General features: G+C 59.7%; 6 protein-coding genes and 4 pseudogenes. 6 read left to right on the forward strand and 4 right to left on the reverse strand.

What is annotated here, in order from left to right:
- Nucleotides 1-20 precede the first annotated feature (20 nt).
- A pseudogene (polA, locus tag P6U16_RS14430) lies at nucleotides 21-3,190 on the reverse strand (DNA polymerase I).
- Between the two features lie 268 nt (nucleotides 3,191-3,458).
- On the opposite strand from polA, the gene P6U16_RS14435 reads away from it, so the two are divergent.
- From P6U16_RS14435 to P6U16_RS14445, 3 genes and pseudogenes are all read left to right on the forward strand, one after another.
- Nucleotides 3,459-3,890: a MarR family transcriptional regulator gene (locus P6U16_RS14435; protein WP_277703854.1), complete on the forward strand. Its 432-nt coding sequence runs from the start codon at nucleotides 3,459-3,461 to the stop codon at nucleotides 3,888-3,890.
- 91 nt (nucleotides 3,891-3,981) lie between these two features.
- Nucleotides 3,982-5,369 (forward strand): annotated as a pseudogene (locus P6U16_RS14440) (M20/M25/M40 family metallo-hydrolase).
- Between the two features lie 194 nt (nucleotides 5,370-5,563).
- Nucleotides 5,564-6,526, forward strand: coding sequence for a lysylphosphatidylglycerol synthase domain-containing protein (locus P6U16_RS14445; RefSeq protein ID WP_277701141.1), 963 nt, complete (start codon nucleotides 5,564-5,566; stop codon nucleotides 6,524-6,526).
- A 127-nt stretch (nucleotides 6,527-6,653) separates the two neighbouring features.
- On the opposite strand, the gene P6U16_RS14450 is transcribed toward P6U16_RS14445, so the two are convergent.
- Nucleotides 6,654-6,863: a cold-shock protein gene (locus P6U16_RS14450; protein WP_037103743.1), complete on the reverse strand. Its 210-nt coding sequence runs from the start codon at nucleotides 6,861-6,863 to the stop codon at nucleotides 6,654-6,656.
- A gap of 552 nt (nucleotides 6,864-7,415) precedes the next feature.
- Nucleotides 7,416-7,750 (reverse strand): annotated as a pseudogene (locus P6U16_RS14455) (hypothetical protein).
- Between the two features lie 160 nt (nucleotides 7,751-7,910).
- On the opposite strand from P6U16_RS14455, the gene P6U16_RS14460 reads away from it, so the two are divergent.
- Nucleotides 7,911-8,180 carry a hypothetical protein gene (locus tag P6U16_RS14460; protein ID WP_158476296.1) on the forward strand — a complete coding sequence of 90 codons (270 nt, stop codon included), beginning with the start codon at nucleotides 7,911-7,913 and terminating at the stop codon, nucleotides 8,178-8,180.
- Between the two features lie 102 nt (nucleotides 8,181-8,282).
- Nucleotides 8,283-8,765 carry a DUF2938 domain-containing protein gene (locus P6U16_RS14465; protein ID WP_277701142.1) on the forward strand — a complete coding sequence of 161 codons (483 nt, stop codon included), beginning with the start codon at nucleotides 8,283-8,285 and terminating at the stop codon, nucleotides 8,763-8,765.
- A 60-nt stretch (nucleotides 8,766-8,825) separates the two neighbouring features.
- On the opposite strand, the gene P6U16_RS14470 is transcribed toward P6U16_RS14465, so the two are convergent.
- A complete protein-coding gene (locus P6U16_RS14470; protein ID WP_277701143.1) occupies nucleotides 8,826-9,149 on the reverse strand; it encodes a hypothetical protein in 324 nt (107 codons plus the stop codon).
- A gap of 319 nt (nucleotides 9,150-9,468) precedes the next feature.
- Here P6U16_RS14470 and P6U16_RS14475 point away from each other — a divergent pair.
- Nucleotides 9,469-11,755 (forward strand): annotated as a pseudogene (locus P6U16_RS14475) (transglycosylase domain-containing protein).
- Nucleotides 11,756-11,872: the final 117 nt, after the last annotated feature.

The following is an 11,872-nucleotide window of genomic DNA, read 5'->3' on the forward strand; positions in this document are numbered from 1 at the left end:
GCTCCGGTTTGGGAGGGTGCTCAATGCGCCTCGTCCCAGTTGTGGGCAGCGCGGGCATCGACCTTCAGGGGCACGCGCATGTCGAGCGCCGGCATGGCGGCGTTTTCCATGACCGAGACGACGAGCGGAATGGTTTGCTCGACATCGGCATCCTCGACCTCGAAGATCAATTCGTCATGCACCTGCAAAAGCATCCGGGCGCGGTCGGCCAAGCCTGCATCCTTCAAGGCCGGCTCCATGCGGATCATGGCGCGGCGGATGATATCGGCTGCGGACCCTTGAATCGGCGCATTGATCGCGGCGCGTTCGTTGAAGGCGCGCATGGACGGGTTCGACGAGCGGATTTCCGGGTAGTGCGCTCGGCGCCCGAAGATCGTCTCGACATAGCCGTTCTCGCGGGCAAAGGCCTTGGTAGAATCCATATAGTCGCGGATACCGGGGAAGCGCTCGAAATACTTCTTGATGTAATCGCCGGCTTCGGACCGCTCGATCGACAGCTGGTTGGCAAGGCCGAAGGCCGATATGCCGTAGATGATGCCGAAGTTGATCGCCTTGGCGCGGCGGCGGATTTCGCTCGGCATGCCCTCGACGGGAACACCGAACATTTCCGATGCCGTCATGGCATGGATATCGATGCCGTCGGCGAAGGCCTGGCGCAATTGCGGAATGTCGGCGACATGGGCGAGAACCCGCAGTTCGATCTGGCTGTAGTCGGCCGAAACGAGCTTGTGGCCGGGGTAGAGACGAAGGCCGTGCGGATCTTGCGGCCTTCCGTGGTGCGTATCGGTATGTTCTGTAGGTTCGGATCGGAAGAGGAGAGGCGGCCGGTCGTCGTTGCAGCAAGCGCGTAGGAGGTATGGACGCGCTTGGTCTCAGGGTGGACGAAACCGGGTAGGGCGTCGGTATAGGTTGATTTGAGCTTGGTCAGCTGGCGCCAGTCGACGATCTTGCGCGGCAACGGATGCCCCTCGGCGGCCAGATCTTCCAACACCTGCGCCGAGGTCGACCACTGTCCGGTCTTGGTCTTCGAGCCGCCGGCCAGGCCCATGCGACCAAACAGGATGTCACCGAGTTGTTTCGGCGAGCCGATATTGAAAGTTTCGCCGGCCAGCGCATAGATGTCGTGTTCGTGCGCTGCTGCACCCTGCGCCAGTTCGCCGGAAAGCCGCGACAGGATTTGCCGGTCGACCGAAATACCGCGCTCTTCCATACGGGCCAGAACCGGCACCAGTGGACGTTCAAGGCGCTCATAAACGGAGACGAGACCCTTGGATGCAAGCCGCGGCTTCAGCACATGCCAGAGCCTGAGGGTCACATCGGCATCCTCCGCGGCATAGGCCGTCGCCTTGTCGATCTCGACGTAATCGAAGGTTTGCGAGGACTTGCCGCTGCCGGTCACCGACTTGTAGCTGATCGGCTGATGGCCGAGCCAACGCTCGGACAGCGAATCCATGCCATGCGTTCCATTGCCCGCATCGACGACATAGGACATCAGCATCGTATCGTCGAAGCCTTGGATGGTGACTCCATGGCGCTTCATGACGAGGTAGTCGTATTTCAGGTTCTGCGCGACCTTCAGGACGGACGGATCTTCCAACAGGGCTTTGAGCCGTGGCAGCGCCTCATTCATCGGGATCTGATCGGCTGCCAGTTTCACCCCATCGCTGAACAGGTCGTCGCCGCCGGTCTTGTGAAGCAGTGGCACATAGGCGGCCTTGATCGTCTTGCCCGACGGGTCCTTGTCATTGTCGGCGATCGCCAGCGAAAAACCCACAAGCTCGGCCTGCATCGCATCGAGCGAGGTCGTCTCTGTGTCAAAGGCAACAAGACCCGCGTCACGCGCATCAGCAATCCAGGCATCGAGCGTTGCGATATCACGGATCGCGACATAGCCGGCGTGGTCGATCTTCGCGGTGGCGAAGCTTTCGGCGCGTGCCTGGGCATGGGCCTGCGGCGTCTGGGTGTCGTGAGTGCCGTCAATCAGCACAGCCGCCGCTTGGGCAGCGCTGCCGCGTGCGGGCGAGGTGGAAGAGGAAAGCTCAGACGGTGCGGATGGACCGCCTGCCAGTTCGCCCTTGTCCAGGTCCGGTCCACGCGCCTCTGCGCCCCATTCGACAGGAACCTGTGCGGGTTCGACCACATCCGCATCCGTTTCCGTCGCCGCGGCGACCCGACGGGTCAGGGTCGTGAATTCCATGGCTTTGAGGAAGGCAATCAGACGCGGGCCGTCCTGCGTCTCCAAATGCAGCGCATCGAGATCCATATCGACAGGCGTGTCGATCTTCAGCGTTACAAGCTGGCGCGAGAGACGCGCGAGATCGGCATTGGCAATGATGTTCTCGCGGCGCTTGACCTGCTTGATCTCGCCGGCGCGGGCGAGAAGCGTGTCGAGATCGCCGAATTCCTCAAGCAGCTGTGCGGCGGTCTTCGGGCCGATGCCCGGAATGCCCGGCACGTTGTCGGTCGAATCGCCGGTCATCGCCTGCATGTCGATCATCTTTTCCGGCGGCACACCCCATTTCTCGATCACTTCGGGGATCGAGATCTGCTTGTCCTTCATGCTGTCATACATCGACACATTGGCCGTTACGAGCTGCATCAGGTCCTTGTCGGAGGAGACGATCGTCACGTCGGCGCCGGTGGCTTCCGCCATCCGCGCATAGGTGGCGATGATATCGTCGGCCTCAAAGCCCTCCTTCTCGATGCAGGGCAGGTTGAAAGCGCGGGTCGCGTGGCGGATCAGGCCGAATTGCGGGATCAGGTCTTCCGGCGGGGCCGAGCGGTTGGCCTTGTACTTGTCGTAGAGCTCATTGCGGAAGGTTTTGGACGAGTAGTCAAAGATGACGGCAAAATGCGTCGGCGTCACGCCGACGGACGTGTCGCGCGCGTCGGTGAGCAGCTTCCACAGCATGTTGCAGAAACCCGAGACGGCATTGACCGGCAATCCGTCCGACTTGCGGCTGAGCGGTGGTATGGCGTGGAAGGCACGGAAGATGAAGCCGGAGCCGTCGACGAGGAAGAGATGATCACCTTTTTCATGGGAAGAAGGGATAGCGCGGGCCGCGTTGGGCGTCCATATTTCAATTGCCGAGCTCGGATAATTTTCGAGCAGCAAATAAATGAGGGCCCTCACAGGAACGTTACTAATTTGTAATCCGGCTCCGGATGTGAATCCCTTGAAAAGCCACATTTGAAACCACAAATCTCAGTCAACGGCGTCTGAACACGCCGTCATCTGGCGGATGGCCTGTCCCCCGCCGAAGCCGGATGTAAGGACAAAGGCCTATCCCCTCTCCGGGCCTTTGTCCCAGATTGACAAAACCGTCATGGCCCCGCCTCCGCCATGACGGTTTTTGTCTTTTAGTGATGTGCGTGCAACCCTTGCTGCATAAGGCTTTGGCCCTTCCATCGCTTGCAATGAATCTTGTTTTTAGGGGATTTTGGGCGTAACCATGGGTATGGTCTTCAACCGGATGGATTCAGCAACATATCTGGCCAGCCTGCTGGCGAAGAATTTCTCCCGCGCCCTGCAGGAGAGAAGCCAAAAACTCGGCTTCGCGCCCGGACAGTTTCCCGTCCTGCTGGAATTATGGACCGAAGAAGGGCTCACGCAAAAGCAGCTCCTCGACAGGTTGGACATCGAGCAGGCGACGATGGCCAATACGCTTTCGCGCATGGAGCGGGATGGGTTGATCAATCGCCGCAAGCATCCGGACGACCGGCGTGCCCAGCAGATTTTTCTCACCGAAAAAGCAAAGTCCATGGAAGCGGATGCCAAGGCAGCAGCGCTTGCCGCAGACCAGTCGCTTCTGTCGGGCTTTCGCCGGTTCGAGCGCGAGCTGATGCTGGAATATATGCGCATGGCGATCGCCAACAGTGCGCGGAGCTGATGGCGCGTTTTTGCCATCCATCAAAATATTTTACTTAAACGTGCCGCGATTCCTCTCTACGGTCCGCCGCAACGAGAAGGATTCTGCAAAAATGGCAAATATCTCCCCGACACTCGAGCGCGCCGACGCCAATCTCCCTGAAAGTCTCGACCGGCTTTTCAATCTGGTCCGCATCCAGTCAATTTCCACCGATCCGGCCTACAAGACCGAGTGCCGCAAGGCTGCCGAATGGCTAGTGTCCGAACTGACGGGACTGGGCTTTACGGCTTCCGTGCGCGATACGCCCGGCCATCCGATGGTCGTGGCGCACCATGCGGCCGGCAAGGCCGGCGCGCCGCACGTGCTTTTCTATGGACACTACGATGTCCAGCCGGTCGATCCGCTCAATCTCTGGGAGGTCGCTCCTTCGAGCCGTCGATCAAGGACATCGGCGACGGACGCAAGGTCATTACCGGCCGCGGCACCTCCGACGACAAGGGCCAGCTGATGACCTTCGTCGAAGCCTGCCGGGCCTACAAGGAAACCCATGGCAGCCTGCCTTGTGAGGTCACCATCCTGTTCGAAGGCGAGGAGGAATCCGGCTCGCCGTCGCTGAAACCATTCCTGGAAGCGAACGCTGCCGAGTTGAAGGCTGACTATGCGCTCGTCTGCGACACCGGCATGTGGGACCGCGAGACGCCGGCGATTTCCGCCGGGCTACGCGGTCTCGTCGGCGAGGAGATCGTCGTGACCGCGGCCGATCGCGACCTGCATTCCGGCATGTTCGGTGGCGCGGCGGCCAATCCGATCCACAGCCTTTCGGCCATTCTCGCCGGTCTGCACGATGCAGAAGGCCGTGTCACGCTTGATGGCTTCTATGACGGCGTCGAGGAGACGCCGAGCCAGATCAAGGCCCAATGGGAGACGCTCGGACAGACGGCGGAGAAATTCCTGGGCGAGGTCGGTTTGTCGGTGCCATCCGGCGAAAAGGGCCGCTCGGTGCTGGAACTGATCTGGGCCAGACCCACGGCCGAGGTGAATGGCATCTGGGGCGGTTATACAGGCGAAGGTTTCAAGACGGTGATTGCCGCCCAGGCCTCCGCCAAGGTCTCGTTTCGCCTGGTCGGCAAGCAGGATCCTGCAAAAGTCCGCGTGGCGTTCCGGACCTATGTCAAATCGAAGATCCCGTCCGATTGTTCCGTCGAATTCCACGCGCATGGCGGATCGCCGGCTATCCAGCTGCCCTATGATTCGGCCCTGTTGAACACGGCGAAGATGGCATTGTCGGACGAGTGGCCAAAGCCCGCCGTCGTCATCGGCATGGGCGGGTCGATCCCGATCGTCGGCGATTTCCAGAAGATGCTCGGCATGGAATCGCTGCTTGTGGGTTTTGCCCTCTCGGACGATCGCATTCATTCGCCGAATGAAAAATACGACTTGCAGTCGTTCCACAAGGGCATTCGCTCTTGGATCCGAATTCTGGATGCTCTCGCAGCCTGATTCTCTCCATGCTTAAACCTTCCGCCCTTGACCCCGGCGGGAGGGAATGGTCTTTTCCTGATGATGAATTGTTGCAAACTGAACAGCGGCCTTCAGTTACCCCGAGGAGGAGCAGCTGAAGGGGAGAGAGACGGGAGCCGATGGAGCAGCCTGGCTGCTTCACTTGAAGTGCTCCTGTCGAGAACGACTGCGGCATGAAGGCTGTCCGTAAATTCATCTGGCCGGTCATCGGTCTGGCTGCAATCCTGTTTTCGCTTTATGGCCTTTTCCATGAGCTGCGCGATCTGTCATTGGAAGACTTCCTCGCCAGCATAGAGGCTGTTTCTCTTGAGGGATGGATTCTGGCCGGCTGTTCGACGCTGGTCGCTTATGCGGCGCTCGCCGCCTATGATCATCTCGCTCTGGAGCATCTGGGACACCGAATCTCGCTCTGGTTCATCACCGTCTGTTCATTCACGGCCTATGCCCTGTCGCACACCGTCGGCGCTTCGGTCTTCTCCGGGGCGGTGGTGCGATACAGAGCTTATGAATCCAAAGGGCTGACGGGAGGCGAGGTGGGGGTGCTCGTTGCCTTCTGTTCATTCACTTTTCTGCTCGGTACGGCGATGCTGTTCGGCATCGTGCTTATCGTCGAACCGGAAATCGTCGCGCGTTTTGCGTCGTTCCTGCCGATCGAGGCGGCCATCTCGACAGGCGTCATCATTCTGGGACTAATTGGCCTCTACCTGATTGGCAGCCTGGTGGGTTTCAGACCGGTCGCGACGCGCTGGTTCCGATTGGAATATCCGAAACCTTCACTGGCCTTGCGGCAATTGCTGATCGCGCCGATCGAACTGATCGGTGCTGCCGGAATTATCTATTTCGCCCTTCCGGAAGCCGGAAATCCCGGCTTCCTGGTGATACTCGGCGTGTTTCTCGCGTCCTTCTCCGCAGCACTTCTGTCGCATGCGCCCGGTGGACTTGGCGTCCTGGAACTGGTCTTCATTGCGGCCCTACCGGAAATGGATCCTGTCGGCGTTCTGGCTGGACTGGCGATCTTCCGCCTGTTCTACCTCATCATTCCCTTTTTCATGGCGCTCGGTGTTGTCGTGGTGTTCGAGCGGGCGCAATTCATCCGTGCGCGGGATATTGCCAGCGAAGACGAGCCGCAAGCCTGATCGACACGCCGTGGTGCCCAACGCACTTGTGGTTATAGGACGCGGACAACAAAAAAGGCCGGGCTCGGCCCGACCTTTCCAAACACCGAAAGCATTTGCAGGCGCGAACATGCGCGCCTGTTGAATATTAGGCAGCCTGCAGGTTGTCGGCAGACATCTTGCCGGACTTGCGGTCCTTGACGAGCTCGAAGCTGATCTTCTGGCCGTCGTTGAGGCCGCGCATACCAGCGCGCTCAACAGCAGAAATGTGGACGAAAACGTCCTGGCTGCCGTCGTCAGGCTGAATGAAGCCGAAGCCCTTGGTGGAGTTAAACCATTTTACAGTGCCAGTGGCCATAACGGATCCCTTTCTCTAGCAAATTGTGTTTCACCGTTCGTAAACGCTACGGAACGGCATTTGTTCGAATCTGAAGGAAAGTTCGTCCGATTGCGCACGATGTCGCAAAAACCAAAGTCATCTAACAAATATCGACAGCGCAGCACATAGGCGACGAGGGCGAGAACGTCAAGTTTATTTTGCGGAATTTCGCCTTGGCCATTGTAAACGTTGGTTTTTATTCAGCAAGCTGGATGGCCCTTATGAGGTGCTCTCGGCGTGATTCAACCGAAAAATGCTGCCAACGGGCCAGACGGCATGACGTAGAAAGCCACAATAAGAAAAGCCCGCGGCCGGGAGGAGGTGGCAGCGGGCTTCTCAAATTAGAACCGATCAGCAACTGGGAGGAGGAGTGTTGCCGATCCAGTGGACTTCCCTGGGAGGAGGAGCGGGTTGTCCACATCATCGAAGCTCTGCGGGAGGAGGTGCGTTGCTTCGATGTTTGTAGCATACGCCCAATCTGCCTAAATCATAGGCTCGATATTGCAATGCAGCAATGCGCGATACGCAAGGCTAGCGCCACCAGTAGCGGGATGGTTCGGGCTGCGACTGCGAGCCGAGAAGATAACCGACCAGCATGCCAGCGGCGGCGGCAAGAAACACCACGCTGCCTGCGGCTGCCGGATGTTCGCGGGCGACGCCAGCGATGACGCGACCCTCGGCGCGAACTTGTGCAACTGCTTTTTGGCCTGCGGTGCGGCGGCGTCATAGGCATCGGACGCCTTGTCGCGCACGTCTGTATAGGCCTTGGCGCCTTGCGCCGAGACGATCTTCGTCAGCCGGGCCACTTCTTCGCGCAATGCCTTGATGTCGGGATTGATGATTTCAGCCATGGTGGTTCTCCACATTTCGATGCGCTGACAACGGTTGAAGCGCCTTATTGTTCCCTGACACGCGCCTGTGCTGTGCAAATCCCCGATCATGAATGAAATCGTGGCAAACCTTGTTGTCCCCGTCGCAGGGATAGTAGATGCTCCCGGAAAGGGCAGGAATAACGGGACGCCAGAGATGAACGACAACGAGCCAAACTACGAGCACTCGGACTATGCCGGCGAGTTTACCGCCGATGGCATCACCGTGCTCGTCGATATCTTCCGCATTGCCGGCAGCAACGGGCCGTGGTCGCTGGAGGTGATCGATCAGGACGAAGGCCTGACCGTGTGGGAAGAGCCGTTTCCGACGGATAAGGACGCCTACGAGGAATTCCTTGCCACGGTCGAGCGCGACGGCATCGAATCGTTTCTGGAAGATCCGGAACCGGAACCCACGGTTCAGTAGCTGGCTTGCGGGCGTGTCTCTTCGCCAGGAGGGATCGCCTTGCAGCGGGCAATCGTCAATACTCCGTCATCGTCATTCCACCCCCAGCATCAGGACGTTTCCGTGGTAGATCTTTTGTTGCGTGGCATTGTGATTGGTATCGGCGCGACTATCCTGATGGATGTCTGGGCCATCGTGCTCTGGAAGATTTTCGGGGAGTCACGACCAAACTGGGGGCCGGTCGGTCGCTGGTTTTGGCATCTTCCCCGCGGCACGGTCTTTCACGATACTATCGCGCAGGCCGAGCCTTATACGCACGAATCAGCTCTCGGCTGGATTGCACACTATGCCGTCGGAATTCTCTACGGCATTGTTCTGGCTTTCTGGGGCGGCGAAGCTTGGTTCGCGACACCGACATTCCTGCCGGCCTTCGTTCTTGGCATACTGACCGTCGGCGCCGGCTGGTTTCTCCTGCAGCCGGGTCTTGGCATCGGCTGGGCAGCCTCGAAGCTGCCAAATGCCAACAAGGTGCGGGCGCTCAATCTTCTGGCGCATACCGTATTCGCGATCGGGCTCTATGGCACGGCGCTGTTGTTGCCGGCCTAACCATCGGCTGGGATCGGCTCGTCTTTGGCTTGGTCGATCCAGCGGCAGAAGCGGTGTAGCTCAGCGACGAGACCGCCAATAAACCACGAGCGATAATGCAAAGAGCACGAGGGCGACAGGCCAGAAATCTGTCGCCTGATCCCAACTCCATCGCCAAATCATGTAGCCATCGAGGTGGGGTGGCGGCATGTGGACGCTGATTTCATAGTCCCGCTTCTCGCGCCCATGAAAATGGCCGGCTGCGAAGGCGAGCCCGATGAGAATAGCTACTCGACGCTCGTAAAAGATCATCGCGGCCAGGGCAAAGACCATAGCGATGGCGATCGCCTCGACGATATGGCCGAGCCAGTCAAAGTTTTGCTGAAGATAGGTCCAGTCAATCATTCAACCGGTATCGACTGTTTTTTTGTGCCAGGCAATTGCTTGACTGCCAGGAACGCTGACCAATAACGTTTACCGCCGATTGCAACGGACGTCTGGAAGAGAAAATACCAATATGGTCAAAAATTATGGCCAAACCCCGGCCAAGGTATTGAAGCCTTTGAGCATATTCGTGGCCGATCTTTAACGACCCCTTAAATTGCCGCATTTACAGTTCATCGCACGTTCGAAGGTGGCCTGCGGGGTGCATCGGCGTCGGGTCGTTTTGGCGACCGGCAATCAGTGACACGAAACCCAAAAGATGGGGCAGCGCCGGTTCGGCATGGCAGGACAACGCAAATCAGGTCAGCGGATTGAACCGTCCTTCGAGGGCGGGCGTGGACGCAATGACGACGATCTCAGCATCTCGGCCGGCGAACGCATCAGTGGTGGCGGGAAGGCGGGTCGATCGCAGTCCGGCAAGTCGTCTAACGCCAAATCCTCCGCCAGCCGTCCATCCGTGAAAAAGGCAGGCCGCGGTCGTGGCGGCTCACGCCGAGGCGGTTCCGGCGGAGGTCTGGTCGGCCTGATCCGTTCGATCGTCTACTGGTGCTTCGTGCTCGGTCTCTGGGGTGGCATCGGCGTTGCTGGTCTCGTCCTCTATTATGGCGCGCGCATGCCGAATGCGACGAGCTGGACGATCCCCGAGCGTCCGCCAAACGTCAAGATCCTGGCCGTCAGCGGCGACATCATCGCCAATCGCGGCGCGACCGGCGGCGAGGCTCTGTCGCTTGAAAACATGTCACCCTATATCCCGCAGGCGGTCATCGCCATCGAGGACCGGAGGTTCTATTCGCATTTCGGCGTCGATCCGCTGGGTCTTGCCCGCGCCATGGTCACGAATATAACGACTGGCCGCATGGTCCAGGGCGGCTCGACCATTACCCAGCAGCTCGCAAAGAACCTGTTTCTCTCACCGGCGCGCACGCTGGAGCGCAAGGTGCAGGAAGTGCTGCTCTCCGTGTGGCTGGAGCAGAAATATACCAAGGACCAGATCCTTGCGATGTATCTCAACCGCGTCTTCTTCGGTTCCAACGCCTATGGCGTCGAGGCGGCGTCGCGCCGCTATTTCAACAAGTCGGCGCGCGATGTGAACCTCGGCGAGGCAGCGCTTCTGGCCGGCCTGCTCAAGGCCCCGTCGCGGCTGTCGCCGGCGCGCGATCCGCAGGCGGCCGAAGCTCGCGCGCAGGTCGTTCTCGGCACGATGCGCGAGGAAGGCTTCATCACCGATTCGGAAATCAAGACGGCCATGTCGCAGACGCCGACCCGCTCGAAGAGCTTCTGGTCGGGGTCCGAGCACTACGTCGCCGATATGGTCATGGACCAGCTGCCGGCCATGGTTGGCGAAATTAAGGAAGACCTGATCGTCGATACGACGCTCGATCTCGATCTGGAGAAGAAGGCCGAAGCCGCGATTTCGGCAAGTCTCGTCGAGGATGGACCGAAGCTGAATGCCTCCCAGGCTGCCCTCGTCTCGATCGACGGTACTGGCGCGATCCGCGCGCTGGTCGGCGGCAAGGATTATGCCGAAAGCCAGTTCGACCGGGCCTCCAAGGCCAAGCGCCAGCCGGGTTCGGCCTTCAAGCCCTTCGTCTATGCCGCGGCGATGGAGATCGGCCGTACGCCGATGTCTGTACGCAACGATGCTCCGGTGCGCATCGGCAAATGGACGCCCGAGAACTATGACCAGAAATATCGCGGAGAGGTGACGCTGACCAGCGCGCTGGCCGATCTCGCTGAACACCATCGCCGCGCAACTGGTCATGGAGGTCGGCCCGCAGAATGTCGCCAAGCTCGCCCATCGCCTCGGCATCGAATCGGAGCTTCAGGCCAATGCCTCGATCGCGCTTGGGACATCGGAAGTCAGTCTCGTGGAGCTGACGTCCGCTTACGCGCCCTTCATGAATGGCGGCTTCAAGGCCACGCCGCATGTCATCCGGCGCATATCGACCGCGGATGGCAAGGTGCTCTACGAAAACACCTATGACAATCCGCCCCGCGTTCTCGATCCGGCGATTGTCTCTGAGATGAACCAGATGATGATCAAGGTCATCACGTCGGGCACCGGCAAGAATGCCCGGCTCAAGGGCTGGGAAGCGGCCGGCAAGACCGGCACCACCCAGTCGTTCCGCGATGCGCTCTTCGTCGGCTATACCAGCAATCTGACGACCGGTGTCTGGTTCGGCAATGACGACGGCAAGTCGATGAAGAAGGTCACCGGCGGCGGTCTTCCCGCCAAGGCGTGGAATGTCTTCATGACCGCCGCGCACGAAGGCCTGTCGCCATCGCCGCTGTTCGGCACGGTCGGCGTGCCGGTGTTCGAGGGCGGTCAGCCTGCGCCTGAAAAGGGCGGAGACGAACTCTTCGACATCATCTCCCGCACGCTTGATACAAACGAGAGCCCATCCCGCGACGGCCCGGCCGTCACCGCCGAACAGACCGGCGCCGTTCAGCTCGACGACGGCCTCGTTCCGCCCGCGGATGTCGGCCAGCAGCAGACCGGCACGCGCCGAACAACCCTCCTCGACATTCTTTGGGTGGGTAAGGGCAGTCCTCTGCCTAGCGATTGAACGGCGAGATCAAACGATGCTGAGGTGGCCGTCCAGCGGTCCGTTACATGACCCTTGAGACCGTCACCACGATGAGCGATGATCCTCTCATCAACCTGCCAGCGTAAAGGTAGTGCG

This window comes from Rhizobium sp. 32-5/1 (assembly GCF_029537235.1).
Classification (GTDB): domain Bacteria; phylum Pseudomonadota; class Alphaproteobacteria; order Rhizobiales; family Rhizobiaceae; genus Pararhizobium.

What these genes read in the sequence shown, in the direction of transcription:
- P6U16_RS14445 (WP_277701141.1), top strand. Translation starts at nt 5,564, where the DNA reads ATGAAGGCTGTCCGTAAATTCATCTGGCCGGTCATCGGTCTGGCTGCA.
- P6U16_RS14435 (WP_277703854.1), top strand. Translation starts at nt 3,459, where the DNA reads ATGGTCTTCAACCGGATGGATTCAGCAACATATCTGGCCAGCCTGCTG.
- P6U16_RS14470 (WP_277701143.1), bottom strand. Translation starts at nt 9,149, where the DNA reads ATGATTGACTGGACCTATCTTCAGCAAAACTTTGACTGGCTCGGCCAT.
- P6U16_RS14450 (WP_037103743.1), bottom strand. Translation starts at nt 6,863, where the DNA reads ATGGCCACTGGCACTGTAAAATGGTTTAACTCCACCAAGGGCTTCGGC.
- P6U16_RS14460 (WP_158476296.1), top strand. Translation starts at nt 7,911, where the DNA reads ATGAACGACAACGAGCCAAACTACGAGCACTCGGACTATGCCGGCGAG.